Here is a 26,067-nt window from a genome sequence, read left to right as displayed (position 1 = left end):
GATTCTTTCGGTCGGGTTCAGGGGGGCGTATCAGTGGCCTGCGACCCTCGCAACCTGTTCCATCGGCAACCAGCCGTGGAGGGGCGTCAGGTCGGGCAGGCGCACGGCCCAGACCGCACCGCCACCGGGCGGCTGATCGGGGCGCGAGCGCGCATCGATCCCCGCCAGTGCGCACCAGCAGAGCGTGCCGATGCCGCCATGGCCGACGATCATCATGTCGCCCTCGCCCTGACGCGAGGCCAGGTCACGGATCGCCTCCATCCCGCGCCGTTCGACATCCACGGCGCGTTCCCAGCCCGCGATGCTCACCTCGGGGTCGGCGAAGAAGGCATCAGCCAGCGCCTCGTGCCGGTCATGGGGAACATAGCCGGTGCTGGACCGGTCGATCTCGTTCAGCATCGGATCGGTCAGCAGGTTCAGGCCCAGCATCCCGGCGATCAGGGTGGCGGTCTCGTGGGCCTTCACTTCCGAACTGCAGAAGATCCGGGTGGTAGCAGGCAGCCAGCCGGTTTCGGCCAGCGCCAGAACCCGCGCCCGACCCTCCTCGGAGAGCCGCCAGTCGGGCACCGGCACCGCCGGGTCGATGACCACCTGCGGATGGCTGAGATAGCGCAGGACGCGCATCAAATCGTGACGTTCAGCGCGCCCCCGTCCAGAAGGATGTTCTGGCCGATGATGAAGCGCGCCTGCTGGCTGCAGAGGAACGCGCAGGTCGCGCCGAAATCCTCGGCCGTGCCGTAGGTGCCGGCGGGGATGCTGGCCTCGCGCCGCTTGCGGGCCTCCTCGACGCTGATGCCGGCGGCCTTGGCGGCGCCGCCATCGAGGCCAGTTGCGCGGTCGGTGGCGTGGATGCCGGGTAGGAGGTTGTTCACCACCACGCCGCTGCCCGCCACCTGCCGCGACATGCCGGCGACAAAGCCGGTCAGCCCGGCGCGGGCGGTGTTCGACAGGCCCAGCACGGCAATGGGCGAGCGCACCGATTGCGAGGTGATGTTGACCACCCGGCCCCAGCCGCGATCCATCATCCCCGGAACGAGGGCCTGCATCAGCGCGATGGCGCTGAGCATGTTGCCGTCGATGGCCTTGATGAAATCGTCGCGGTTCCAGTCGGTCCAGTTGCCCGGCGGCGGGCCGCCCGCATTGTTCACAAGGATATCCGCCTGCCCGACCGCCTCGAGCACCTTGGCCCGGCCTTCATCGGTGGTGATGTCGGCGGCGACCGGCGTGACCGAAACGCCGTACTTCTCGGCGATCTCGCCCGCGGTCCGGGTGATGTCGGCCTCGGTGCGGCTGTTGATGACAAGATCCACCCCGGCCTCCGCCAGCGCCTCGGCGCAGCCCCGGCCCAAACCCTTCGATGCGGCGCAGACGAGACCGCGCTTGCCCTTGATCCCCAGATCCATGAATTCCCTCCGTCGGTTCTGCCGGCAGGGAACCCCGAGCGGGCGGGGATGTCAAATGGCCGCGTCAGTCGCCGCCGCCCCCTCCGCCTCCGCTATCACCGCCGCCGCTGCTGCTGCCGCCGGAATCGGTGGACGAGTCGCCGTCCGACCTGTCGGCTCCCCAAGTGAGCAGGCGATTACCTGCGGCATCGTCGGTATCTCCGGCGGGTCCCGCGCCGTCGCCAGAGGACCCGCCCGGCGATCGGCGGACGGACCACAGATAGATCAACGCTATCCCGCCCCCCAGAAGGGCAAAGTTCAGGAAGACCATCACCGCGCCGCTTCGGCGGCCTCGCGGATGGCGCGGATGTTGGTGCCGTAGACCTGCGGCTCGTGGACCGAACCGCCCTTGAACACCGCGTTCCCGGCGACCAGCACATCGGCGCCGGCCTTGGCGACCAGTGCGGCGGTCTTGGTATCCACCCCGCCATCGACCTGGATATGGATCGGCCGGTCGCCAATCATGCCGCGCAGGCGGGCGATCTTGTCGACCTGGCTGTGAATGAATTTCTGCCCGCCAAAGCCGGGGTTCACCGACATGACCAGCACCATGTCGGCGAGGTCGAGGATATATTCCACCGCCTCGACCGGGGTGCCGGGGTTCAGCGCCACGCCGGCCTTCTTGCCGGTCGCGCGGATCGCCTGCAGGGTGCGGTGGATATGCGGACCCGCCTCGACATGTGCGGTGATCATGTCGGCGCCGGCCTCGGCATAGGCCTCGATATAGGGATCGACCGGCGCAATCATCAGATGCACGTCCATGAAGGTCTTCACATGCGGACGGAAGGCCTTCACCGCGGGCGGGCCGAAGGTCAGGTTGGGGACGAAATGGCCGTCCATCACGTCGACATGGACCCAATCGGCGCCCTGATCCTCGATGGCGCGGATCTCGGCACCGAAATTGGCGAAATCGGCAGAGAGGATCGAGGGGGCGATCTTGATCTTGCGGTCGAACGTCATGGCTCACCTTCCGGGCTGGATGCGCATCTGCCTTAAGCGCGCCGGGGTCCTGCCGTCAACTGCGGCAGGCCGGCGCGCAGCCCGATTCAGCGTCGGGACGGAAGGTCAGGCCGGGGCGGGAAGGTCGCGCCCGGCATTGTCCTCGGCAGCGGGTTCGCCGCTTTCGGCCTGCGCCGCAGCGTCAGCCGTTTCCTCGGAGGCTGCGACGATCGGCGCCTCGACGATCTCCTCGATCTCGGCGCCATCGGCCTTGGCCAGCCGCCGCATCGCCTCGCGGAAACTGTCGGCACGGGTCATGGCCAGCGAAACGGCGTCCTGATCCGGGTTCTGTGCCAGATGCTCGGCCAGCAGCCGGTGACCGAGGCCATAGCCGGTCCACTTGCGGATCTTGCCCTTGCCGAAGAACCACTCGGCGTGATCGTACTGCAGCCGCGACCATTCGGTCAGCGCCCGCTTGGCCAGACCGGCAGAGGGCGTGGTCGCGTCCCAGGGATCGGGTCGCCCGCCCAGAACCTGCAGCACGAAATGCCCCGCCAGCCCCTCGCTGACCAGCGCCTCGCCCAGGGATTTGCCATAGCCCGGCCCATCCCAACGGACCAGGTGGTGCAATTCGTGAACCAGCGTGCGCATCAGCAGCGCCGGATCGAAGCGGGCGGGATTCAGCGTCACCTCGATGAGACCGGGGGCCGGGGCATGGCCGCCGACGCCCCAGTCGGGGATGCCGCCGCCCGCCTGCCCGCGAATGACCAGGTCAAAGCGCGGCAGGTCGGCATGGGCCTCGGTCAGCGCGATGGCCTCGCGGGCCGCCGCCCGGATCTCCGGCATGATCGGGGTCAGCGCGTGGCGCGTGTTCAGGAAATGGATGGTCCAGATCGTCATGGGGCGCATCTTCGCAGGTTCGGGGACGGGCTGCCAGAGGCTTGGCCGATGGTTCGGCGGGAGGGCGCTTGCGGCTGTCACGGGCCGTCCCCGCTGGCGCCGCCGATTGACGCGCCGCCTGCGCAGGGCTATGCCCCCGGCCTTCAACGCGAGAGAGGCAAGCATGGCACGCAAGAAGGGCCGCGAGATTTCCGGCTGGCTGGTGGTGGACAAGCCGGCGGGCGTGACCTCGACCGCCGTGGTGGGCAAGGTCCGTTGGGCGCTGGACGCGAAGAAGGCCGGTCATGCCGGAACGCTTGACCCCGATGCGACCGGCGTTCTGGCCGTGGCCCTGGGCGAGGCGACGAAGACCGTGCCCTATATCACCGACGCGCTGAAAGCCTATGACTTCACCGTCAACTGGGGTGCCGAGACCACGACCGACGATGCCTCGGGCGAGGTGGTCCGCAGCAGCGATGCCCGCCCGGATGCCGAGGCGATCCGCGCCGCCCTGCCCGCCTTCACCGGCGATATCCTGCAGGTTCCCCCGGCCTTCTCGGCAGTGAAGGTCGAGGGCGAGCGTGCGTATGACCTCGCGCGCGAGGGCGAGGCGGTGGAGCTGGCGGCGCGACCACTTTGGGTCGAGGAATTGAGTCTGACCGAAACGACCGCCGACAGCGCCCGGCTGGTGATGGTCTGCGGCAAGGGTGGCTATGTCCGCTCGATCGCCCGCGATCTGGGCCGCGCCTTGGGTTGCCTCGGCCATGTCGCGCATCTGCGCCGCATCTGGTCGGGGCCGTTCGATGCCGAGCAGGGCGTTACGCTGGACCACATTGACCGCGAGGCGCAGGACTGGCTGGAAAGCCAGCTTCTGCCGCTGGAAGTGGCGCTGGAGGATATGCCGGCGCTGCGCGCCACGCCCGAAGGTGCCGTGCGCATCCGCAATGGCAATCCGGGACAGGTGACCGGCACGGCGGAATTCGGCGAAACCGTCTGGGTCAGCGATCCGGCGACCGGGCCGATCTGCATCGGCCGCTACATGGGCGGGCTGGTCCACCCGGACCGCGTGTTCAACCTCTGAGTCGGGCGTTCAGCCTGCCGTGAAACGGCGGGCCCCCAGGTAGGGGCCTTCCTTCGCCGCCTCGATCCGGGCCTGCGCCGTCGCGATCTCCTCGATCGAGACTGCCATGGCATGGGCATTGGCATGGACCATGCGCCCGCCGCCAATCACCATGGCCACATGGCGCGGCCAGAACATCAGATCGCCCGGTTGCGGCTCGCCCTCGACCGCCACGCCTGCCGCCTGCTGGAGGTCGGTATCGCCCGGACAGTCGATGCCGCAGGACCAGAGCGCGGCCTGCACCAGACCCGAGCAATCGATGCCCCAGTCGCTGTTCCCGCCCCAGAGGTAGGGCGTCCCGACCAGCCGCAGCGCCACGGCGACCGGGTCCGCCTCGTCATGGTCGATGATGTGCTGGACCGGCACATAACCCCCGGTGGCGAGGCGAGCGAATTTACCCTCGATGCCCTCGACCGAGAGCCTTGCACCGATCGACAGCACGAAGATCTGGTGCGTTTTCATGTCGGGTGCAGGGTAAAGATGCGTGGCCGGGGCGCTGACCCGATGGGTAAGGGGCGGGCGGCGATCGGTCAGCGCCGCCTCGGTGGTCCAGCCGCAATAGCCGTCCTGCAGCCGCTGGACGAAGACCCAGCCATGCTCGCCCCCCTCGTCGATCACCAGCACGTCGCTGCCGAAATTCAGCTGCCGGTCGCGCGCCCCGCCGGGCGTGCGGCAAAGTTCGGCCAAGGGCACGGCCACGCGCATCACCGTGCCGTCGGTGTATTCGGGACGATCCAGCACCCCCCGAAGGCTCGACAGCGCCACCCGCTCGGTCGCGGGCGTGGTCCGGGGATCCAGCCGGGGCGAGGTCATGACAACACCTGAGGCAGCGCCGCCAGCAGCGCCCGTGCTCCCTGCCCGGTGCCGCCCTTGGTGCGACCGGGCTGGGCCTTGGGCGACCAGCCATAGATATCCAGATGCAGATAGCGCCCGGCGCCTTCGGCAAAGCGGCGCAGGAACAGGGCGGCGGTGATCGAACCGGCCATGCCGCCCCCCGGCGCATTGTCGAGATCGGCGATCTCGGGCTCGATCAGCGGCTCGTAGGGATTCCAGAAGGGCATCCGCCACAAGGGATCGGCGACCGTCATGGCGGCGGATTGCAGCGCCGATGCGGTGGCGTCGTCGTCGCAGTAGAAGGGCGGAATATCCGGCCCCAGCGCCACCCGAGCGGCGCCGGTCAGCGTGGCAAAGCTGACCAGCAGGTCGGGCTGCGACTCGGCGGCCAGCGCCAGCGCATCGGCCAGGACCAGCCGGCCCTCGGCATCGGTATTGTTGTTCTCGACCGTCAGCCCCTTGCGGCTTTGCAGCACGTCGCCCGGACGGAAGGCATTGCCGGCGACCGAGTTTTCCACCGCCGGGATCAGCACGCGCAGACGCAGGTTCTTGGTCGCGCCGGTCAGGGCCAGCATCTTGGTCAGCCCCAGCACCGTCGCCGCGCCGCCCATGTCCTTCTTCATCAGCGCCATCGAGGCACCGGGCTTGAGGTTCAGCCCCCCGGTGTCGAAACAGACGCCCTTGCCGACCAGAACCAGTGTCGGGCCGGTGTCGCCAAGGGTCAAGTCGATCAGCCGGGGCGCGTCCGCCGCCGCACGACCGACGGTGTGGATCAGCGGGAAATTCTGCGCCAGCAGCGCCTCGCCGGTGGTGACGGTGATCGCGGCCCCGATCTCGCCGGCCAGATCCCGCGCTGCCTGTTCCAGCGCCGCCGGGCCCATGTCATTGGCCGGGGTGTTGATCAGGTCGCGGGTCAGGAACTCGCCCGCCGCGATGGCCTGCAACCGCGCCGCATCGACGCCCGCGGGCGCGACCAAACGGGCCTTGGCCCCGCTTCCGGCCTTGTAGCGGTCGAAGCGATAGGCGGCCAGAAGCCAGCCCAAGGCGGCCTCGTCGGCATTGATCCAATCGGGCAGGTCGCTCGCCAGATGCCAGTCGCCTGCCGGCAATCCGCCGGCCGCGCGCGCCAGCACAAAGCGGTCCCGCCGCGACCCGGCCTCGGTGCCCAGCCCGAACAGCGCGCCGCTGAGATTGCCCTCGCCATCGGGCAAAAGGCAGATCTCGCCCGCCTTGCCGGTAAAGCCGCTGGCCTTGGCCCAGTTGCCTGCCTCCTCGGGCAAGGGCTGGTCCTTGGCGATCAGCCACAGCGGCAGGCTCGTGTCGGTGGGCGGGGCGAATTCTGGCGACATGGTTTTTCCGGTCTCGGGCTTTGCCCGCCACACTACACCCCTTACCGCGCCTCGCAAGGCGAAGCGGCGGGGGATCGCTGTCAGGCCGCAGGACGCCGTGCCACCGCCAGAAGCGCGCCGAAAGCGATCATGGTGCTGCCGCTGATGCGGTTGATCCAGCGAAGGCCGCGGGCATTGCGCATCATCACTGACAGCCGGGTTCCCGCAAAGGCATAGAGCGCGATGGCCACCAGTTCGAGCGTCAGGAAGATCGCCCCGAGGATCAGGAAGCTGCCCCAGTAATGCTCGGGCACGACAAATTGCGGGAAGAAGGCGGTGAAGATCAGGATCGCCTTCGGATTGCCGATGGCGACCAGAAACTCCTGCCGGATGAAGCCGCGCAGGCCCTGCCCGCCGGGCTCGGGGGCGTCCAGCGGCAAGTCCACCTTGGCGCGCAGGATCCTGACGCCAAGCCAGACCAGATAGGCGGCGCCCAGCACCTTCACCACTGTGAAGGCGACTTCCGAGGCAATCAGAAGCGCCCCCATGCCGAAGGCGGCTATTGCGATCATCATCGCAAAGGCGACGAGACGGCCAGCCGCTGCAAGCAGAGCGGACCGCAGGCCATGCCGCGCACCGATGGTCATCGAGAGAAGGTTGTTCGGACCAAAGGCCAGGTTCAGCGCGAAACAGGCTGGCACGAAGAGGAGCAGGGTTTCCAGAGGCATCACATCACCATGATTGGTCGCGGGGACCATGCGCCGATCTGCGTTGCGCCGTCCATCGCCAAGGTGTCGCGCCTCGCGCGCCCGGACCCCTGCAGGCTGCGCTCGACTTCATTCCCTGCGACAGCGGCAGCCCTCACCCGCATACCCCCTCACCGCCCCCAGCCGCTGATCAGGAACAGCGTCGCGAACCAGTTGGGGCCGAGAAGCTGCAGTCCCACGCCCTCGAGGGTGAGGCCGATGCAGGCGAGTGCCAGGCAGAGGCGTGACCGGAAACCCGGCACCATCACCCTAGCCTCGGCTGCAATCCCAGATCTCGGTCAGCGAGCGGTTGCCGACCCGCGTCAACCGCGCCCGGACCGAGGCCAGCGACGCCATGTCGCGCCGTTCCGCGCAGGTGGCCACATCGATCGCCACCCCGGCCAGCGAGGGCAGGCCGATCTGCCAGGCCAGCCGCGACAGCCGTTCCGACATGGCGATGGCCTCGGCCAGATCGCCCACCGCCAGCGCCGCCTCGACCTGCATCAGCAGCACCGCCAGCTGCTCCAGCGCCATGACGATGACATTATGGGCCGCGCTTTCGCCCAACTCGTTGACGATATCGCCGACGCGCCTTGCATCGACCCGAATGGCCTCGTCCACGGCCAATGCAGTAACCTGCGCCATCACCACCTCCAACTCGATACGCCCCCGCGACTTGGGCCAGATTGCCAAGTTCCGTTGAAGAATGGGTTAGCGCGGCGCGAAGAAACCACTCGAATTTTCAGCGAATGCCGCCTATCTCTGCGCAGCACACAAAGTCAGACCGAGGCGCCCATGACAATCGCACGCCCCCTGCCGCAATATCTGGTCCAGCGGTATCACGGCTGGAAGGCCACATCCTATACCGAGAACAAGGCCTGGTATCGCCGTCTGGCCGAGGACGGCCAGCGTCCGCGCGCCATGGTCATCTCGTGCTGCGATTCGCGGGTGCATGTGACCAGCATCTTCGGCGCCGATTCGGGCGAGTTCTTCATCCACCGCAACATCGCCAACCTTGTTCCGGCCTATGCGCCTGACGGCGAGCAGCACGGCACCTCGGCGGCGGTTGAATACGCGGTGCAGGCGCTGAAGGTCGCGCATCTGATCGTCATGGGCCACACCAAATGTGGTGGCGTCGCTGGCTGCCATGCCATGTGCTCGGGCCATGCGCCGGAGCTGGAAGAGAAATCCAGCTTCGTCGGCCGCTGGATGGACATCCTGCGCCCCGGCTATGAGCGGGTGAAGGATCTGCCCGAGGATCAGCAGATCGGCGCGCTGGAACGCGAGGCGGTGCTGACTTCGCTCGACAACCTGATGACCTTCCCCTTCGTGCAGGCCGCCGTCGACAGTGGCGAGATGACGCTGCACGGTCTGGTCCACAACATCTCAGACGGATCCCTGGTCCAGGCCGAGGGTCCGCGCGGGCAATTCATCGAGATCTGACCCCGAGTAGCGCCGGCCTTGCACATCCGCAGGGCTTGGCGCAGCCTGCCCGGCAGCAAAGCGAGGGCCTATGCCGGTCATTTCGGCCTCCATCATCTCTCTGGTCCTGGGCTACATGCTCAGCCAGTTCTACCGCGCCTTCCTGGCGGTGCTGAGCCCGGTTCTCGGGCAGGAGCTGGGCGCAAGCCCCGGCGACCTGGCGCTGTCCTCGGGCCTGTGGTTCATCGGCTTTGCCGTCATGCAGATCCCGGTGGGCTGGGCGCTGGACCGCTTTGGCCCGCGCCGCACGGTGGCGCTTCTGCTGGGGCTTGGCGGGGCCGGGGGGGCGGCAGTCTTTGCGCTGGCCACCGCGCCCTGGCACCTGCATGTGGCAATGACGCTGCTGGGTATCGGCTGTTCGCCGGCGCTGATGGGGCCTTACTACATCTTCGCCCGCGAATATCCGCCCGCTGCCTTCGCCTCGGTCTCGGGGATGATGGTCGGCGCGGGGTCGCTGGGGAATATCCTCGGCGCCGCGCCGCTGGTTTCGCTGATCGCGGCCATCGGCTGGCGCCCGGCGCTGTGGTGGCTGGCGGCGGTGACGCTGCTGGTGGCCGCCGCCGTCTGGATATTCGTGCGCGACCCGGCAAGGCTGGGCGAGGATCAGCCGCGCGGCTCGCTGGCGGAACTTTTTCGGCTGCGCGCGCTCTGGCTGATGCTGCCGCTTCTTGCGATCAGCTATGCGGTTTCGGCCTGCATCCGGGGCCTCTGGGCCGCGCCCTACCTGGCCGAGGTCTATGGCGCCGATGCGCAGCTGATCGGCCGGGCGACGCTGGCGATGGGGCTGGCCATGGTCATCGGCAATTTCCTTCTCGGCCCGGCCATGCGGCTGATCGGCGGCGCGCGGCGGATGCTGCTCATCGCCACCGGTGGCACCATCGCCGTACTGGCGGTGCTGGCGATCCGGCCCGATGCCGGGCTGGGGCTTGCCACCCTGTTGCTGGCACTGATCGGTCTGGCCGGCACCAGCTATGCGGTGCAGATGGCCCATGCCCGGCCCTTCCTGCCCACCCATCTGATCGGGCGGGGCGTGACCTTCCTCAACATGGTCTCGATTGCCGGCGTCGGCGCGATGCAATTCGCCTCGCGCCCGGTCTATGAATGGGCGGCAGCCGGCGGCTCGCCCCAGCGGACCTTCTCGACCGTGTTCCTGTTCTTCCTGATCCCGCTGACCGTGGGGTTCCTGTTCTATTTCCTGACCCCCGAGGCCCCGGATGAATGAATCCCCCGTCGTCGTCGCCCCGAACCTCAAGCGCCGCCTGTCCGGCGTGACCGCGACGGTGGTGCGGCTGATCCCGGTTCAGGCGCGGATGATCGCCATTCGCGCCACCGGCCCCGGCCTGCCGCCCGAGGTGCCGCATCTCCCGCTGATCCGCGCCGCCACCCTGCCGCGTGACCGCTGGCGTGTCTGGCATGCGCGCCGGAATACCGAGATGGCGCTTGGCCTGATCCTGCGCCGGCTTCTCTTCCGCAAATACCGACTGATGTTCACCTCGGCGGCGCAGCGCCACCATACCGGATTCACCAAATGGCTGATCCGCCAGCAGGAGGCACTGGTGGCGACCTCGCCGCAGGCCGCCAGCTACCTGGACCGCCCGGCCACCGTGGTCATGCACGGCGTCGATACCGAGGTGTTTCACCCCGCGCCCGACCGTGCCGCCCTGCGCCGCGAGCTGGGGCTGGACCCGGATGCCGTCCTCATCGGCTGCTTTGGCCGGGTGCGCGAGCAGAAGGGGGTGGACCTCCTGGTCCGCGCCGGATTGCGGCTTCTGCCCGAGCGGCCGCGCGCGCAGATCATCTTCACCGGCCGGGTGACGGCGGAACATCGCGGCTTTGCCGATGGGCTGAAGGCCGAGATCGCTGCCGCCGGGTTGCAGGACCGCATCCGTTTCCTGGGGGAGCTGCCCTGGGATCAGGTGGTGCGCCATTACCAGGCGCTGGACCTCTTCGCCGCCCCGGCGCGGTGGGAGGGCTTTGGCCTGACCCCGCTCGAGGCCATGGCCTGCGGCGTACCGGCCATCGGCTCACATGCCGGCGCTTACGAGGCGCTGATCCGCGATGGCGAGACCGGCAGCCTGGTGACGACCGGCGATCAGGACGCGCTGACCGACGCGCTTCGGCACTGGCTCGATGATGACGCGGCGCGCGAGGCCGCCGGTAAGGCCGCCCGCCGCCATGTCGAGACGAATTTCAGCATCGAGACCGAGGCCCGCGCGCTGGTGGCGATCTATCGCGAGCTGCTGGACCGCGCGCCGTGACCCCGCTGCGGTTCCTGATCGCCCGCATCCTGCGGAACGAACCGATGCTGGCATCGCTCTCGTTGCCGCAGGACGAGCTGCTGGCGGCGCTCAGCGGCAAGCATGTCGCGCTGATCGGCAACGCGCGTGCGCTGGCCGAGACGGAACATGGCGCGGCGATCGATGCTGCCGATCTGGTCATCCGCATCAATCTTGCGCCCATGCCCTCGGCTAAAAGCCATGGGAGCCGCACGGATTGGCTGGCTCTGGCGACTCGTCTGGGGCAGGCGGATCGCAGCCGCATTGCCCCGCGCCGCATCCTCTGGATGTCGCACAAGCGCAAGCGGCTGGACTGGCAGAGTGCCAGCAGCCCCGGCTTTTACCTGCATCCGCTGACGGATTACCTGTCACTGAAAGACCGGCTTGGTGCGCCGCCGACCACCGGGGCGATGATGATCGAGCTATTGCTGCGATCGGAACTTGCCAGCCTGACGCTGTACGGCTTCGACTTCTTCGCCAGCCAGAGCCTGTCGGGCCGCCGCACCGCCGATCAGGTGCCGCATGACTTTACGTCCGAGGCGGATTGGGTGGCGGCACTGGCCGAGGCTGACCCAAGGCTGAAGCTGGTGCGGTAACTGGTGCGACCGCCAGCAGGACAGGCGCCTGTCCGTGGGCTGGCGCTGCTGCGGTTGACCGGGTCACTTTATGGTGCAAAGCCCCTCCTGACCCCGACCGTCGCGCCAGCCTCACCAAAGCGCCTGCCCGTCGGGACGGACAGGCGCTTGCCCTGCGGGTCTGCGACCCGCGCACCGGGCCGGGTCCTTGGTTCAGCCGTCGACGATCAGCTTGCCGGGGCCTCGGCGATGCACTCCACCTCGACCTTGCCACCCAAGGCCAGCCCTGCCGCGCCGAAGGCCGAGCGGGCGGGGAATTTCCCCTCTTCGAAATAGCTCTTGTAGACCTCGTTGAAGGCACCCCATTCGGCCATGTCGGCCAGCATGACGGTGCATTTCACCAGGTCGGTCATCGCCAGACCATGCGCTTCCAGCGTGCGCTTGATATTCTCCATCACCTGCGTCGATTCCGCCTCGATGCCGCCTTCGACCACCGCCGAGGCACCCGGCGCGATGCCCAGCTGACCCGAGAGATAGACGGTATTGCCCGAGCGTACCGCCTCCGAGAAGGGCATCCCGGCCGGATCGCCCGAGTTCAGGAATTCGGGTGCGGCCAGCGCTGCGGCGGGCAGGACAAGCGCGGCGAGCGCGCCGGAGAAGAGAAGGTTTCGCATGATCTGGTCTCCGTGTTCGATGGGCGCGGGACGGAATGACCCGTGCTCAACCAAAGATTGAGACGCGCGCCGACGGGGGTCAACCGCCATTCGCCCTCTCGGCCGGAAGCCGCTGCAGCCCTTCCATCCGGGCCCCGTTTGCGCTAAGGGCGCTGCACCGCAGTATAAGGAATCCCAAGGATGGGCTACAAAGTCGTCGTCGCGGGCGCCACGGGCAATGTGGGTCGCGAAATGCTGAACATCCTCGCCGAGCGCGAGTTCCCGGTGGACGAGATCGCCGCGCTGGCCAGCCGGCGCTCGATTGGCACCGAGGTCAGCTTTGGCGACAAGACCCTGAAATGTCAGGATATCGAGGGCTTCGACTTTACTGGCTGGGATATTGCTCTGTTCGCCATCGGCTCGGACGCGACCAAGAAATATGCCCCCATCGCCGCCTCGCAGGGCTGCGTGGTGATCGATAACAGCTCGCTCTATCGCTATGACCCGCAGATTCCGCTGGTCGTGCCGGAAGTGAACCCGGACGCGGTGCTGGACTACAAGAACAAGAACATCATCGCCAACCCCAACTGCTCGACCGCGCAGATGGTCGTGGCGCTGAAGCCGCTGCATGACCGCGCCCGGATCAAGCGCGTGGTTGTCTCGACCTATCAATCGGTTAGCGGCGCCGGCAAGGATGGCATGGACGAGCTGTGGAACCAGACCAAGGGCATGTATGTCCCCGGTCAGGAGGTCGCGCCCAGCAAGTTCAGCAAGCAGATCGCCTTCAACGTCATTCCCCATATCGACGTCTTCATGGAAGACGGCACGACCAAGGAAGAATGGAAGATGGTCGCCGAAACCAAGAAGATCGTCGATCCCAAGATCAAGGTCACCGCGACCTGCGTGCGCGTGCCGGTCTTTGTCGGCCATTCGGAAGCGATCAACATCGAGTTCGAGGATTTCCTCGACGAGGACGAGGCCCGCGACATCCTGCGCGAATCGCCCGGTATCCTTGTCGTCGACAAGCGCGAACCCGGCGGCTACATCACCCCGATTGAATCGGTGGGTGAATATGCCACCTATATCAGCCGTATCCGCCAGGACTCGACGGTCGAGAACGGGCTGAACCTGTGGTGTGTCAGCGACAACCTGCGCAAGGGCGCGGCCCTGAACGCGGTGCAGATTGCCGAGCTTCTGGGCAATCGCGTGCTGAAAAAAGGCTGATTGGTCGAGGTGTTCGCCTGGATCACCAGCATGATCGAGGGCGGCGGGCCATGGGCCATCGCCGCCCTCATGTTTCTGGAAAACGTGTTTCCGCCGATCCCGTCGGAACTGATCATGCCGCTGGCGGGCTTCAATGCCGCGCGGGGCGTGTCGTCGCTGTGGCTGACCATCCTGGCCGGTACGGCGGGCAGCCTGGCGGGGGCATGGTTCTGGTTCCTGATCGGGCGCTGGATCGGCCCGGCAAAGCTGCGCCTTTTCGTCCGCAAGCATGGCCGCTGGCTGACGCTCAGCCCGCAGGACCTGCGCCGGGCGCAGGGCTGGTTCGACCAGCACGGACGCCGGGCGGTGTTCTTTGGCCGTTTCATCCCCACGGTGCGCACGCTGATCTCGGTCCCCGCCGGGCTGTCGCGGATGCCGAGCCTGCCCTTCCTGATCTATTCCGGCATCGGCAGCCTGATCTGGACCGCCGCGCTGACGCTGGCCGGCTATCTGCTGGAAGGCGGATATGAGCAGGTCGAGCATCTGCTGAATCCGGTCTCCACCGCCATCGTGATCGGTCTCGTCGCCGTCTATGTCTGGCGGGTCGTCACCTTCGATCCCTCACGCTAGGACACGTTCGCGCGACGGACCATGCGCCGCATCGCGCGCCGCTTGCCTGATCAGGGCCGCTCGACGACACTCGGGCGCGTAACCGGTATCGGAGCCCCCATGCGACCCCTGTCCCTTGTTCTGACCCTGTCCTGCCTGCTGCCTGCCTCGATGGCCTGGGCCGAGCGGATCGACCTGCCCACCCCGGTCAGCCGGGTGGTGCTGTATCCACAGGGCGCCAGCGTCAGCCGCAGCGCCAGCTTTACCGCGGCACCGGGCCAGCATCAGCTGGTCATCCCCGACATGCCCCCCGGCACCGATCCCGCGAGCCTCAGGATCGAAGCCAAGGGCGTCACACTCGGCTCGGTCGAGCTGCAATCATCGCGAGCCTTGCCCGATCATGCGCCGGACGCGCCCGCGATCACCGAGGCCAAGACCGCCCTGCGCCGGGCCGAGGATGCGCTTCGCGCCTTCGACCGCAGCCAGACGGCGCTGGCGACCCGGGCCGAGGCGCTGCGCCAGCGCGCCCAGATCACCCGTGACCTGCTGCAGGGCGACAGCCGCCTGCCCACCGGCGAGATCGCCGGCACGGTCGAGCAGATGGGTGCGCTGATCGAGAACCTGCTGACCCAGGCCGACGAGCAGGAGTACCAGATCGCCATGAACGAACCCGACCGCCCGCCGCTGACCGAGGCCATCGACCGCGCCCGGGCGGAGTTGGACGCGCTGCGCGAGGAAGGCGCGGGGGCCGAGGCGCTGGTGCTGACGGTACAGACGGCCAGCGAAAGCCAGGCCGAGATCACCATCACCGGCTTTACCGACCAGGCCGGATGGCAGCCCGATTACGATCTGCGGCTGGACCGCGCCGCCGACACGCTGACCATGCAGCGCGGCGTCAGCGTCTGGCAATCCAGCGGTCAGGACTGGCGCGATGTAACCCTGACCCTCTCGACCGCTCGCCCGCAATCCCAATCCGCCCCGACCGAGGTGCAGCCGTGGATGCCGCGCGTCGGCCGGCCGGAAGAGGAATTGGCAAGGGCACGCGGCGCGCAGGCCGACATGGCGATGGAGAGCGCCTATGCCCCCGCCCCGGTGGTCGAGGCCATGCCGGTCTCGGCCGGGGAAATGTCGCGGCTGGGGGTCACGGTCATCTATGACTATGCCGCTCCGGTCACCATCCGCGACGGCGCCGATTCCCTGCGGCTGACGCTGGACGAAAAGCCGCTGACGCCCGAGATCTTCGCCGAGGCCGCCCCGCGTTTCGACACCAGCGCCTTCCTGATGGCCGAGACGGTGAACTCGACCGGCGAGCCGATCCTGCCCGGCCCGGTCACGCTTTACGCCGATGGCGCGCTGGTCGGTCGCTCGGGCATCGAGCTGGTGGCCGATGGCGACAAGCTGCGCTTTGGCTTCGGCCCGATCGACGGGCTGAGGGCCGAGATCCGCCTGCCCGAGGAGACCGAGGGCGACAGCGGCATCATTCGCCGCTCGTCCACCCTGACCGAAAGCGCCACGCTGATCGTCGAGAACCTGACCGGCGAGGACTGGCCGCTGCGTGTCGTCGACCGGGTGCCGGTCTCGCGGCAGGAGGAGTTGCAGATCGACTGGTCCGCTGATCCCGAACCCTCCGAGACCGATCCCGATGGCCGGCGCGGCGTGGTCTACTGGGAAAACCCGATCACGGCGGGCGAGCTGCGCGAGATCACCCTGACCACGGAACTCAGCTGGCCGGAAGGTAACGACCTGCTCCGATAGTTGTGATGAAACAGGCGCGCGAGCCGCGCGTTCTGCTGCAACCGTCCTGAGTGGCGGGACAAAATTCAACGGCAGACAGCCTTTAGGGTAAGAGTGCAGGCATGGCAGAATATCGTTTGGATCCGGGCTATTCGATCGTGCGAGCGATCGACTATGCCAGCGACCGGGACTCGTTCTCGACGGCGCTGATCAACGGGCTGACCTATTCGATGCGGGTCAGCGGTGCGTATTCCGGGGGCGGCAGCCTGGCCGACCCGAACCTGACGCTGACCGATTACACCGGCCGGGTGCTGGGCTTCAACGACGACATCTCGAATGGCGTGAACCGGGATTCCCTGATCACCTTCACCGCCAGGCAGACCGCGACCTATAACCTGATCGTGGGCGAGCAGGGCAACAACGCCACCGGCAGCTACAAGCTGATCCTGACGCCGGGCTTCGCGACCAATGCCAATGACAATGTCGGCGGCACCGGTTACGCGGACGCGGTCAACGGCATGGCCGGCAATGACGTGCTGCGCGGCAACGGCGGCAATGACATGCTGTTCGGCGGCACCGGCAACGACACGCTCATGGGTGGCATCGGCAACGACCGCTTGATCGGCGATGCCGGCAACGACCTGCTGCGCGGCGAATCCGGCAATGACCGGCTGATCGGCGGCGATGGCGGCGACCGGCTGATCGGTGCGGCGGGGGCCGATGTGTTCGACTTCGACCTCGCCACCGACTCGGATGCCGGCGGCGTGGACGTGATCGCCGCGGGCGACGGCGCCACCGCCTTCCAAGGGGTCGGCGTTGCCGGGGGTGACCTGCTGGATATCAGCGGCATCGACGCCAACGAATACCTGTCCGGCAACCAGGCCTTCACCTGGTCGCTGAGCAAGACGGCGGGCACCGCCTACCTGGTGAACAGCAACGGGAACACCGTGCTTTACGCCCATACCGACAATGACGGCAGCGCCGATTTCGCGGTGATCATCGCCGATGGCACCGGGATCGACGCCCGGGACTACATTTCGAGCGACTTCCTTCTCTGAGGCAGAGGCAGGCAGGAACGGAACGGGCCGCGGCATCAACCGCGGCCCGTTTCACATTCCGGCCAGAGAAGTCCGGCCCCGCGCGCGTCTCGGTCAGTTCCCCGCCGGTTCAGCCGCCGCCGCCGCCGCGGTATCGGCCGTAGCAGGCTCGGTCGCCCCGCCCATGCTGACCAGCCGGTCGATCAGCGATTCCGCCTTGGGGCCGATGCGGCCGCAAGAGGACGGGTCATCCAGAAGCGCGAAGGCCGGCCCGTAATAGGCACGGTCGTAGTCGCCCGGGTCCATGCCCAGCTTCGCGGCCAGAAGGTCGCTGGTCCCGGTCATCAGCGTCCAGGCGCCGTCGCTGACCTCGTAATCCGGGCAGTTCGAGGTGATGACATTCACCTCGGCCAGTTCGCGCGTCAGCGCCTCGGCCTCGGATTCGCTCAGCGCCGAAATATCGGGCAGCGGCACCGAAAGCCGGTCCTCGGCCCTTACCGCCTGCGCCCCGACCACTGACAAACCGGCCAGCACGACCAGCGCCATGATCGCGTCCGAATGTTTCATATCCGCCTCGATTTCCTCGTCTGTTCGCCGGGCATCCCGCCCGATCGGGCGGCAAACTGCAATGAAATTCGGCGTGAACTTGACCGCGAGGCAAGCCGGGCATAGGGGATCGACGACAGCGAAAATGCGAGGAGGCCGCGATGTCCGACAGCTATTCCCTTCTGATCCTGCCCGGCGACGGCATCGGCCCCGAGGTGATGGAGCAGGTGACACGGGTCATCGACTGGTTTCAGGCCAATCGCGGCATGAGCTTTGACATCAGCACCGATCTGGTCGGCGGCGCCGCCTATGACGCCCATGGCACGCCGCTGACGGATGCGACCATGGCAAAGGCACAAGAGGTCGATGCCGTGCTGCTGGGCGCGGTCGGCGGCCCGAAATACGACGTCCTGGATTTCAGCGTGAAGCCCGAGCGCGGCCTTCTGCGCCTGCGCAAGGAAATGGACCTTTTCGCCAACCTGCGCCCGGCGCAATGCTTTGATGCGCTGGCCGATTTCTCGTCCCTGAAGCGCGAGGTCGTGGCCGGGCTCGACATCCTGATCGTGCGCGAACTGACTTCGGGCGTCTATTTCGGCGAGCCGCGCGGCATCCATGCCGATGACAACAATCCCGAGAACGAGGGTGGCCGCGTCGGCATCAACACCCAACGCTATACCAGCGGCGAGATCCGGCGCGCGGCGCGCTCGGCCTTCGAACTGGCACGCAAGCGGAGCAACAAGGTCTGCTCGATGGAGAAGGCCAACGTGATGGAATCGGGCATCCTCTGGCGCGAGGAGGTTCAGTGGGTCCATGACAACGAATATCCCGATGTCGAGCTGACCCATATGTATGCCGACAATGGCGCGATGCAGCTGGTACGCAACCCCAAGCAATTCGACGTGATCGTGACCGACAACCTGTTCGGCGACCTGCTGTCGGACGCTGCCGCCATGCTGACCGGCAGCCTCGGCATGCTGCCCTCGGCCTCGCTTGGCGCGCCGATGGAGAATGGCCGGCCCAAGGCCATGTACGAGCCGGTCCACGGTTCGGCCCCCGACATTGCCGGGCAGGGCAAGGCCAATCCGATCGCCTGCATCCTCAGCTTCGCCATGGCGCTGCGCTATTCCTTCGACGAGGGCGAGGCGGCGGCCGAGCTGGAGCGGGCGGTGGAACAGGTGCTGGCCGATGGCGTGCGCACGGCCGACCTGATGGGCCCCGAGGGCGGCGTGCCGGTCTCGACCTCGGGCATGGGCGACGCGGTTCTGGCGGCACTGTCCGCCGGGCGCTGATCCCCACCACGGACAAAGCGGAGGCCGGGATGGCGGGGGGCAGCAACAATGCGCAGGCCGCACTGATCGCGCTTGGCGCGATGGCGGTCTATGCCACGCATGACGCGATCATCAAGGCACTGGGCGGGCAATACCCCTCGCACCAGATCCTGTTCTTCTCGCAATTGCTGGCCTTCCCGCTGGTCGCGGTCATCCTGCTCAGCGACCGCAGCGAAAAGCCGCTGCGGCCCGTCCAGCCCGGATGGGTCGCCGTGCGCTCGGTCTGCGTGGTCATCGCCGGCCTCTGCGGCTTCTTCGCCTTCTCGCAGCTGCCGATGGCGCAGGTCTATGCCATCCTCTTCGCCACGCCGCTGATGGTGACGGTGCTGTCGATCCCGATCCTCGGCGAAAAGGTCGGCATCCACCGATGGGCGGCGGTGATCGTCGGCCTGACCGGGGTGATGATCGTGCTGCGCCCCGGGCAGGCCGATCTTGCCGCCGGGCACCTGGCGGCACTGGCCGGCGCCTCGGCCAGCGCGCTGGCAGCGGTGATCGTGCGCAAGCTCGGCTCATCCGAGCGCGCGGTGGTGCTGATCCTCTGGCCGATGCTGGGGAACTTCGTGCTGACCGGGGCGATGCTGGCGCTGGCCTACGAGCCGATGCCATTGGGAGACCTGACGCTCGCCGGGATGATCTCGGTCCTCGGCCTGATCGGCGGCTTCCTGGTCATCGTCTCCTATCGCCGGGGCGAGGCCGCCGTGGTCGCGCCGATGCAATATTCCCAGATCATCTGGGCGACGATCTTCGGCTGGTTCATCTTCGACGAGGGGCTGGATGCCAGCACGCTGATCGGCACGGTCATCATCATCGCCTCGGGCGTCTATATCGTCCGGCGCGAGGGCAGCAGCGGCACCTCGAGCAACCAGCCGGTGATCGCCGCCCGGATGCGGCCCGAGACGGTCACCCAGCCGAAATCGATCCTGCTGCAACGCCTCTGGCCCGGCCGCGCCGCCGCGGGCGAGTCCGCGGACGAGAAGTAAGGCCCGCACCCCGCCTACCCCCGCGCCGCCAACGGCAAATTCTGCCAGTTTGCCCTTGCATTCCCGCCTGCCCCGCGCTACCTGCCCCTCCACGGTCGGAGCGTAGCGCAGCCTGGTAGCGCACCTGCTTCGGGAGCAGGGGGTCGGAGGTTCGAATCCTCTCGCTCCGACCAGATTCCCGATTGTGAATTGCCATGTAATTTGGCCTTTTGGGACGATATTTGTCCTTTGGGGCAACGGAGCTGACCTGTTTGGTGGCTTTGTATCGGGGTGCGGGCCATGGTCACTGTCGGCCCTTTTGTATGTGCCGGCTGCTGTTCGCAATTGAGAAATCGGCGCGTCTTCGGAAATCGCTCATATGTATCCGGCCTGTTTGTCGGCTCGCGGGCCGTGGCCTCGATGGGGTTACGCACGCACCTTGGTCTCATTAGCGGCAAGGTCGATAATGACCTAAAGGGCCGTCAGACTCTGGGGGCGTAGTTTCTCCGTTCCATGCTGTCCTCTTTCGCGAACTCCGTGGTGACCGGGAGGCTGTCAGATTGCTTCCATGGTCGGATCTCTGGGGGTGTCGAACCGCGTGCCGTGACGCAGGATGCTCCACGCCGTGCGGGCCAGCTTGTTGGCCAGGGCAACCGCAGCCTTGTTCCTGGGCATTCGGGATGCGGCGCGTTCGAGCCAGGCTCCGAAGCTGAACGCCTGCCAACGGTGGGGGCGCATCATGATCACCTTGGCGGCCTGCACGAAGAGCATGCGCAGGTATCGGCTTCCCCGCTTGGTGATCCGTCCGAGGATCGTACGCCCGCCCGTGCTGAACTGTCGGGGCACCAGCCCAACCCAGGCGGCAAAGTCGCGGCCCCGGTCGAAGACCTCGCCCCGACCGACCGCCGCGACCATGGCCGTCGAAATCATCGGTCCGATACCCGGGATCGACATGATGTTCGCGCAGTTCTCTTCCGTACGGCTGATCTCCTCGATCTCGGTTGATACGGCGGCAATCCGGTCATCGAGCCAGAGCCAGTCGCCGTAAAGCCCGATCAGGATATTCCGCATCCGGGCAGAGATCTCGTCGCGCCGCTGTTCGAGGATCGTCTCGAAGGAATTCCGCAAGGCGCGGAGCCCGCTGCGGACCGCGATCCCCTGTTCGATCAGGAAAGCCCGGATCTGGTTGATCGTTGCCGTACGTCGCGAGACGAGCCGAGACCGAACCCGGTGCAGGGCCTGAAGGTCGAGCTGGTCCTGGCTCTTCTCCGTCACCGTCCGAAGGTTCGGCCGCAGGGAGGCTTCGGCGATCGCCTCCGCATCGTTGTAGTCGTTCTTTTGGCCTTTGTTGAACGGCTTCACGTAGATCGCCGGAATGATCCGCGGATCGAACCCCAAGTCGCGCAGCCTTCGGCTGACGAAATGGGCGCTGAGGCAGGCCTCCATCCCGACCACGCATCGTGGCAACGTCTCGAACGTTGCGTCCAGTGCGAGCCGCTTGATCTGCTTGCGCAAAACCACCTGACCCGAGCGGTCGAAACCGACCAGGTGGAAGGTATCCTTGCCGATGTCGATGCCGACAACTGCCAGGTCTTCAATGCTTCCTGTCTTCTTCGCACACATGGCTGCTTCTCCTTTGGCGCGGATGATCCCGGTTCAGGATAACCCAACGGTGGGGGAAGCAGCCGGCACATCCCATTAGCGGCCATTGCCATTCTCGCCAACTACCGCAATGCAGCATCAAAAAGCCGCCGTTCTATCTTTTCTGGCGTGGTCGCAGTGATTATTACGAACAAGAGGATCAAAGCCACCTTGTAGTCGAGGGCTTGGCTGTAGAAGTAGGGAAAGTATGATCCATTCGGTAGCGCCTCTAGGCGGCAAAGTTATTGGAAAGGCATCCAGCCAAGAAGATGCTTGGTGGTTGTGCCGTCGCTACGGTCTCGTACCGCTACCGCTTGAGGATGCCGGAGTTGTCGATTTTGTGACTGCGGCGGATGGCACGAAGCTGTGGACAGTTCAGTGCGAGCACTCAGCGTTTCCGTATGATCGAGGTGCATTTGAAAATCGGAAAAGAGACAGTCTGGCCGAGTTGGACAATGGCCTACCTGCCTGGCCGGTCGCGGAAGAAAACGGGATAGCTTTTAGCACATTCAAAGCACGCCTCAAGCGCGGCTGGTCAGGGGAGCGGGCTGCGACTGAAGGCACGCGAAACATCTCCCCCAATCCGGATGACGAATGGGAGAAAATCGCGCTTGAGAATGGCATTTCGGTGCGCGCATTTCGAGGGCGCGTACAAGCTGGATGCCCCGAATCCGTTGCAGCGACTATGGGGCTGCGCTGGCGCAACTGGTAGAGGCACAAGTGTGGACGGCAGTGGCCGGCCCATACCTGCCTTCGATTCCTCTGAAGTTTGCTGCGCCCGCAAAATACGATAGCAGACATTGCCCGCCGTCAAGAAAAACCGCAATCTCACAAGGGTGAGTTTGTACACTCCCACATCAAATCCTAGAGGCAGTGGATGACGCTTGAAGAATACTATCGGCCTAGACTGTCTGAAGCAGGATATAATCTCCTGGCCGTATTTAGCCGTTTCGAGTATGCAATGAAGAAAGGCGGATTTCGGAGGGAGGATTACCCGGATGCCGCTTGGCACACTTTCGCTCAGCGCCTACCGCAAGAGTTCTTTCCCAAAATGGTAGGGTCCGATCAGGCCTCGATATACTTCAAGGCACCTCCAGATCACCTCGTCACAACCAACGATGGTGGCGTGGATTGGTCAGGAAACCCTATTGTACCAAACGACACAGAAAGCCTCTTCCAAAGTATCAAAACCGCTCGAAATAACTTGTTTCATGGTGACAAAAAGCACGACAACCACCGTGATACCCAGTTGATGGAAGCTGCGCTCTTCGTGCTGAATGAAGCCTACAAGGACGCGGAGCGTACTGAGGGGTTCGAAGCATTCCTCGGCGCGATGGAGTTTGGACTGTAGCCATCGGCCCTGAGCTGACCTCTGCCGAGATCTGCGTTGCTGCGCCGCAGCTTCCCCGAAACGGACGCCTGAATGCGCACCGGACTTATGTGCCATTCCCATTGCCGAATTTGCTTGGTTTTTTTGATGTTGCAAAAGCTATAGCTTACGCACCACATCGTCGATAGATTGTCATTTGACGCTAATGCTCGGCGCCGCATCAAGCAGCCATTTGGGCAGCTTTTTTATCTCACCTAAGGTGATGCATTCAGGCACATCGTTCCAGAATTGGACGATGGCATCAGATCCAGCCTCAAACTGTTCTGCGAAAATGTGAAGGTTGGAATGATCTTTCCAAGACAATGCAGCCCCACTATTTTCCGTTATCTCGCCTTCGGACGCGATCAGTTCAGGATACTGTCTCTTCAAGTCGTCCAGAGACTTGCCGTCGCCGTGCTTGTGGACATTGACCACAAGACGACACCCATCCAGCGCCTTGAAATATGGCTTTGATCGAACGTCCAGGCCGATGTCTTTCAACAAATTTAGAATCTCAACAAAGCTGGAAGACCAGACTCGGCGAAATGCTGTTTCGTCCCGAATCCAGTGGCGCATCTCTCGGACTAACCAGTCACGAAGCTCTTTTTCCCAACGATGAAAGATCGACACCAGCATTGCGAACAGAACCTGCTCTCGCATGTCGCAAAGGCTCAAGTACAGGCCTGCGCCAGCTTCGTGGGTGAGAACGGCGGTGAGAAAGTCGACCACGGTAGCGGCGGGATGAGCCCGCTGCGGGCGGCGTAAAAGTCGTCCACCTTTACCCTTTCTGGCGACAGGGAGGGCGGGAGGATTTTCACCGTGGATTTGTATCGGAAGGTTCGCCTGGCTTGTTCAGAAGGCATGAGCCAGCGCGAGGCTGCGCGTCAGTTTGGTGTTTCCCGCGACAGCGTTCGGAAGATGTTGGCGTTCTCGGTTCCGCCTGGATACCGGCGGACGGCGCCGGTGAAGCGGCCGAAGCTGGATGGGTTCACCGAGATCATCGATGGCTGGCTGGAGGGGGATCGCGAGGTCCATCGAAAGCAACGGCACACGGCGAAGCGGGTATTCGAGCGGCTTCGCGATGAGCATGGCTTCACCGGCGGCTATACGATCATCAAGGACTATATGCGGGAGCGCGAGCGGCGCGGCCGAGAGATTTTCGTGCCGCTAGCCCATCCGCCAGGACATGCCCAGGCCGACTTCGGCGAGGCTGTGGTCGTCATCGGCGGCGTCGAGCAGAAGGCGCACTTCTTCGTTATGGACTTGCCGCACAGTGATGCCTGCTTCGTGCGCGCCTATCCCGCGGCGACAGCGGAAGCCTGGGTAGACGGCCACGTCCACGCCTTCGCCTTCTTCGGCAGGGTGCCGGTATCGGTCCTCTACGACAACGATCGCTGTCTTGTTGCGAAGATCCTGGCGGACGGCACACGTCAGCGGGCCACGCTCTTCAGCGGGTTCCTGTCCCACTACCTGTTCCGAGACCGCTATGGCCGCCCCGGCAAGGGGAACGACAAGGGCAACGCGGAAGGATTGGTCGGCTATTCCCGCCGCAACTTCATGGTCCCGGTCCCGCGGTTTGTGAGTTGGGCTTCGTTCAACGCCTATCTGGAGGAGCAGTGTCGCAAACGTCAGGCGGATGTTCTGCGCGGCCAGTCCGAGACCATCGGGGAACGCCTCGTGCGAGATCTGGTCGTGATGTCTGATCTGCCACCCGCGCCGTTCGATGCCTGCGACCAAGCCACCGGGCGAGTCAGTTCCCAAGCGCTGGTGCGCTACAAGACCAACGATTACTCGGTGCCGGTCGCCTACGGCCACCGCGATGTCTGGATCAGGGGCTATGTCGACGAGGTTGTGATCGGCTGCGGTGGCGAGCTCATCGCACGCCACCCCCGCTGCTATGACCGCGAGGACATGGTGTTCGATCCGGTGCATTACCTCCCGCTCATCGAGAGGAAGATCAATGCTTTGGATCAGGCCGCGCCTCTTGCCGAATGGAACCTGCCGCCGGAGTTCGCAACCCTGCGCCGCCTGATGGAGGCGCGGATGATCAAGGCGGGACGCCGGGAATATGTGCAGGTTTTGCGCCTGCTGGAAACCTTCGACATCGATGATCTCCACGCGGCCGTGAAGAAGGCCCTGCAATTGGGCGCTGTCGGCTTCGATGCCGTGAAGCACCTCGCTCTCTGCCATGTTGAGAAACGGCCGCCGAAGCTGGACCTCGATGTCTATCCCTACCTGCCGCGGGCCAACGTGGGGACCACCTCGGCGGCAAGCTACATGTCTCTGCTGTCGGGAGACGCGGCATGACCGGTGCGCCGCAGATCCTGCTTGCTCATCACCTGAAGACGCTGAAGCTCCCGACCTTCTTGCGGGAGCACGAGAAGCTGGCGCGCCAATGTGCAGCCGAGGGCCTGGACCACGTCCAGTTCCTCGCCCGACTGGTCGAACTGGAACTGATCGACCGCGAGGGACGGATGATCGAACGCCGGATCAAGGTTGCAAAGTTCCCCGCCAAGAAGAGCCTGGACAGCTTCGACTTCAAGGCGATCCCGAAGCTCAACAAGATGCAGGTGCTGGACCTTGCCCGTTGCGAATGGATCGAGCGGCGCGAAAACGTCATTGCGCTCGGACCGAGTGGCACGGGCAAGACGCATGTTGCTCTGGGGCTGGGACTGGCCGCTTGTCAGAAAGGAATGTCGGTCAGCTTCACTACGGCCGCGGCACTGGTCAACGAGTTGATGGAAGCCCGCGACGAGCGCCGCCTCCTGCGGCTCCAGAAGCAGCTGGCTTCGGTCAAACTGCTCATCATCGATGAACTGGGCTTCGTGCCTCTGTCAAAGACCGGCGCCGAGCTACTCTTCGAGATGATCTCGCAACGCTACGAGCGCGGCGCCACGCTCATCACCAGCAACCTGCCGTTCGACGAATGGACCGAGACCTTCGGAACAGAGCGGCTGACCGGCGCTCTGCTCGACCGCCTGACCCACCACGTCAACATCCTCGAGATGAATGGCGAGAGCTACAGGCTCGCGCAAAGTCGGGCCCGAAACGCCGGCCAGACCCCATAGAAAACCGCAACGCGCGCTTGAGCCCGCCGCTCGGGCTACGCCCTCCCGGCGGGCTCAAGCGCGCAAGAAAGTGGCCTGCTTTTGCGCCGCCCCGTGGCCGGTTTTTGCTCCGCCGTTGACAATATTGCCGCGTTTGTTGACCAATTGAGCGGACGAGCAGACGGAGAACAAGCTACCGTCGACCAACGATCTCGCGACCTCATGCCCGGAGACGTTTGTTGTGCGAACGCAAGACATGCGATGACGGCACAAAGGACACTGAATCACACCATCTGATCATCCCGACAACCATGAACTGG

The 26,067-nt window shown here is 65.5% G+C and carries 28 protein-coding genes and 1 tRNA gene; 16 read left to right on the top strand and 13 right to left on the bottom strand.

Going from position 1 to position 26,067, the window contains the following annotated elements:
- Positions 1-30: 30 nt before the first annotated feature.
- The 4 genes from CX676_RS14235 to CX676_RS14215 form a co-directional block, all read right to left on the bottom strand.
- The gene (locus CX676_RS14235; protein ID WP_101753209.1) at positions 31-624 is read right to left on the bottom strand and encodes a histidine phosphatase family protein; all 594 of its coding nucleotides are present in this window, start codon (positions 622-624) and stop codon (positions 31-33) included.
- Entirely contained in the window at positions 624-1,403 is a 780-nt protein-coding gene (locus CX676_RS14230; RefSeq protein WP_101753208.1) for an SDR family oxidoreductase, read from the bottom strand. Before CX676_RS14230 ends, CX676_RS14235 begins: the two co-directional genes overlap by 1 nt.
- A 309-nt stretch (positions 1,404-1,712) precedes the next feature.
- The gene (gene rpe / locus CX676_RS14220; protein WP_101753206.1) at positions 1,713-2,402 is read right to left on the bottom strand and encodes a ribulose-phosphate 3-epimerase; all 690 of its coding nucleotides are present in this window, start codon (positions 2,400-2,402) and stop codon (positions 1,713-1,715) included.
- Between the two features lie 105 nt (positions 2,403-2,507).
- Positions 2,508-3,281, bottom strand: coding sequence for a DUF2268 domain-containing putative Zn-dependent protease (locus CX676_RS14215; protein WP_157935948.1), 774 nt, complete (start codon positions 3,279-3,281; stop codon positions 2,508-2,510).
- Between the two features lie 163 nt (positions 3,282-3,444).
- On the opposite strand from CX676_RS14215, the gene truB reads away from it, so the two are divergent.
- A complete protein-coding gene (gene truB, locus CX676_RS14210; RefSeq protein WP_101753204.1) occupies positions 3,445-4,341 on the top strand; it encodes a tRNA pseudouridine(55) synthase TruB in 897 nt (298 codons plus the stop codon).
- A gap of 9 nt (positions 4,342-4,350) precedes the next feature.
- Here truB and CX676_RS14205 read toward each other — a convergent pair whose 3' ends face one another.
- The 5 genes from CX676_RS14205 to CX676_RS14190 all read right to left on the bottom strand — a co-directional run bounded on the left by CX676_RS14205 (position 4,351) and on the right by CX676_RS14190 (position 7,981).
- Complete coding sequence (locus CX676_RS14205; protein ID WP_101753203.1) at positions 4,351-5,193, bottom strand: C40 family peptidase; 843 nt, start codon at positions 5,191-5,193, stop codon at positions 4,351-4,353.
- Complete coding sequence (locus CX676_RS14200) at positions 5,190-6,563, bottom strand: leucyl aminopeptidase family protein (protein ID WP_101754350.1); 1,374 nt, start codon at positions 6,561-6,563, stop codon at positions 5,190-5,192. The genes CX676_RS14205 and CX676_RS14200 overlap by 4 nt, the downstream gene beginning before the upstream one ends.
- An 80-nt stretch (positions 6,564-6,643) precedes the next feature.
- Positions 6,644-7,300, bottom strand: a complete 657-nt coding sequence (locus tag CX676_RS14195; protein WP_232816463.1) for a LysE family translocator — start codon at positions 7,298-7,300, stop codon at positions 6,644-6,646.
- A gap of 119 nt (positions 7,301-7,419) precedes the next feature.
- Positions 7,420-7,554: a hypothetical protein gene (locus CX676_RS23225; RefSeq protein ID WP_269801959.1), complete on the bottom strand. Its 135-nt coding sequence runs from the start codon at positions 7,552-7,554 to the stop codon at positions 7,420-7,422.
- A 4-nt stretch (positions 7,555-7,558) separates the two neighbouring features.
- Positions 7,559-7,981 carry a hypothetical protein gene (locus CX676_RS14190; protein WP_232816462.1) on the bottom strand — a complete coding sequence of 141 codons (423 nt, stop codon included), beginning with the start codon at positions 7,979-7,981 and terminating at the stop codon, positions 7,559-7,561.
- A 102-nt stretch (positions 7,982-8,083) separates the two neighbouring features.
- Between CX676_RS14190 and CX676_RS14185 the strand changes: the two genes are divergently transcribed.
- The 4 genes from CX676_RS14185 (at position 8,084) to CX676_RS14170 (ending at position 11,642) form a co-directional block, all read left to right on the top strand.
- Positions 8,084-8,731: a carbonic anhydrase gene (locus CX676_RS14185; protein ID WP_101753201.1), complete on the top strand. Its 648-nt coding sequence runs from the start codon at positions 8,084-8,086 to the stop codon at positions 8,729-8,731.
- A 70-nt stretch (positions 8,732-8,801) separates the two neighbouring features.
- A complete protein-coding gene (locus tag CX676_RS14180) occupies positions 8,802-9,992 on the top strand; it encodes an MFS transporter (protein ID WP_101753200.1) in 1,191 nt (396 codons plus the stop codon).
- Complete coding sequence (locus CX676_RS14175; protein ID WP_101753199.1) at positions 9,985-11,028, top strand: glycosyltransferase family 4 protein; 1,044 nt, start codon at positions 9,985-9,987, stop codon at positions 11,026-11,028. The genes CX676_RS14180 and CX676_RS14175 overlap by 8 nt, the downstream gene beginning before the upstream one ends.
- The gene (locus CX676_RS14170) at positions 11,025-11,642 is read left to right on the top strand and encodes a glycosyltransferase family 29 protein (protein ID WP_101753198.1); all 618 of its coding nucleotides are present in this window, start codon (positions 11,025-11,027) and stop codon (positions 11,640-11,642) included. The genes CX676_RS14175 and CX676_RS14170 overlap by 4 nt, the downstream gene beginning before the upstream one ends.
- A 206-nt stretch (positions 11,643-11,848) precedes the next feature.
- Here the strand turns inward: CX676_RS14170 and CX676_RS14165 are convergent, their stop codons facing one another.
- On the bottom strand, positions 11,849-12,295 hold the full coding sequence (locus CX676_RS14165; RefSeq protein ID WP_101753197.1) for a RidA family protein: 447 nt from the start codon (positions 12,293-12,295) through the stop codon (positions 11,849-11,851).
- Between the two features lie 180 nt (positions 12,296-12,475).
- Between CX676_RS14165 and CX676_RS14160 the strand changes: the two genes are divergently transcribed.
- The 4 genes from CX676_RS14160 to CX676_RS14145 all read left to right on the top strand — a co-directional run bounded on the left by CX676_RS14160 (position 12,476) and on the right by CX676_RS14145 (position 16,878).
- The gene (locus tag CX676_RS14160) at positions 12,476-13,498 is read left to right on the top strand and encodes an aspartate-semialdehyde dehydrogenase (protein WP_101753196.1); all 1,023 of its coding nucleotides are present in this window, start codon (positions 12,476-12,478) and stop codon (positions 13,496-13,498) included.
- 9 nt (positions 13,499-13,507) lie between these two features.
- Complete coding sequence (locus CX676_RS14155) at positions 13,508-14,107, top strand: DedA family protein (RefSeq protein ID WP_101754348.1); 600 nt, start codon at positions 13,508-13,510, stop codon at positions 14,105-14,107.
- 99 nt (positions 14,108-14,206) lie between these two features.
- The gene (locus CX676_RS14150) at positions 14,207-15,841 is read left to right on the top strand and encodes a DUF4139 domain-containing protein (RefSeq protein ID WP_157935947.1); all 1,635 of its coding nucleotides are present in this window, start codon (positions 14,207-14,209) and stop codon (positions 15,839-15,841) included.
- 101 nt (positions 15,842-15,942) lie between these two features.
- Entirely contained in the window at positions 15,943-16,878 is a 936-nt protein-coding gene (locus tag CX676_RS14145) for a calcium-binding protein (RefSeq protein WP_101753194.1), read from the top strand.
- Positions 16,879-16,971: 93 nt separating this feature from the next.
- Here CX676_RS14145 and CX676_RS14140 read toward each other — a convergent pair whose 3' ends face one another.
- Positions 16,972-17,424, bottom strand: coding sequence for a hypothetical protein (locus CX676_RS14140; RefSeq protein ID WP_232816461.1), 453 nt, complete (start codon positions 17,422-17,424; stop codon positions 16,972-16,974).
- Between the two features lie 140 nt (positions 17,425-17,564).
- On the opposite strand from CX676_RS14140, the gene leuB reads away from it, so the two are divergent.
- The 3 genes from leuB (at position 17,565) to CX676_RS14125 (ending at position 19,884) form a co-directional block, all read left to right on the top strand.
- Positions 17,565-18,692, top strand: a complete 1,128-nt coding sequence (gene leuB / locus CX676_RS14135) for a 3-isopropylmalate dehydrogenase (RefSeq protein WP_101753193.1) — start codon at positions 17,565-17,567, stop codon at positions 18,690-18,692.
- A gap of 29 nt (positions 18,693-18,721) precedes the next feature.
- On the top strand, positions 18,722-19,711 hold the full coding sequence (locus tag CX676_RS14130) for a DMT family transporter (RefSeq protein ID WP_101753192.1): 990 nt from the start codon (positions 18,722-18,724) through the stop codon (positions 19,709-19,711).
- Positions 19,712-19,807: 96 nt separating this feature from the next.
- Positions 19,808-19,884 (top strand) — tRNA-Pro (locus tag CX676_RS14125).
- Between the two features lie 361 nt (positions 19,885-20,245).
- On the opposite strand, the gene CX676_RS14120 is transcribed toward CX676_RS14125, so the two are convergent.
- Entirely contained in the window at positions 20,246-21,313 is a 1,068-nt protein-coding gene (locus CX676_RS14120) for an IS110 family RNA-guided transposase (RefSeq protein ID WP_101753191.1), read from the bottom strand.
- Between the two features lie 226 nt (positions 21,314-21,539).
- On the opposite strand from CX676_RS14120, the gene CX676_RS22585 reads away from it, so the two are divergent.
- Entirely contained in the window at positions 21,540-22,043 is a 504-nt protein-coding gene (locus tag CX676_RS22585) for a hypothetical protein (protein WP_157935946.1), read from the top strand.
- Between the two features lie 165 nt (positions 22,044-22,208).
- Positions 22,209-22,682: a hypothetical protein gene (locus CX676_RS14115; RefSeq protein WP_157935945.1), complete on the top strand. Its 474-nt coding sequence runs from the start codon at positions 22,209-22,211 to the stop codon at positions 22,680-22,682.
- 171 nt (positions 22,683-22,853) lie between these two features.
- Here CX676_RS14115 and CX676_RS14110 read toward each other — a convergent pair whose 3' ends face one another.
- A complete protein-coding gene (locus CX676_RS14110; RefSeq protein WP_101753189.1) occupies positions 22,854-23,429 on the bottom strand; it encodes a hypothetical protein in 576 nt (191 codons plus the stop codon).
- Between the two features lie 90 nt (positions 23,430-23,519).
- Here CX676_RS14110 and istA point away from each other — a divergent pair, with 90 nt between their 5' ends.
- Together istA and istB are read left to right on the top strand one after the other, a co-directional pair.
- Complete coding sequence (gene istA, locus CX676_RS14105) at positions 23,520-25,007, top strand: IS21 family transposase (protein WP_157935855.1); 1,488 nt, start codon at positions 23,520-23,522, stop codon at positions 25,005-25,007.
- Positions 25,004-25,768, top strand: coding sequence for an IS21-like element helper ATPase IstB (istB, locus tag CX676_RS14100; RefSeq protein ID WP_028095139.1), 765 nt, complete (start codon positions 25,004-25,006; stop codon positions 25,766-25,768). Before istA ends, istB begins: the two co-directional genes overlap by 4 nt.
- Positions 25,769-26,067: the final 299 nt, after the last annotated feature.

It is taken from the genome of Paracoccus zhejiangensis (assembly GCF_002847445.1).
Taxonomy (GTDB): domain Bacteria; phylum Pseudomonadota; class Alphaproteobacteria; order Rhodobacterales; family Rhodobacteraceae; genus Paracoccus; species Paracoccus zhejiangensis.
Note: the sequence above shows the minus strand (reverse complement) of the source record. Positions and strands in the feature narration are given on the sequence as shown.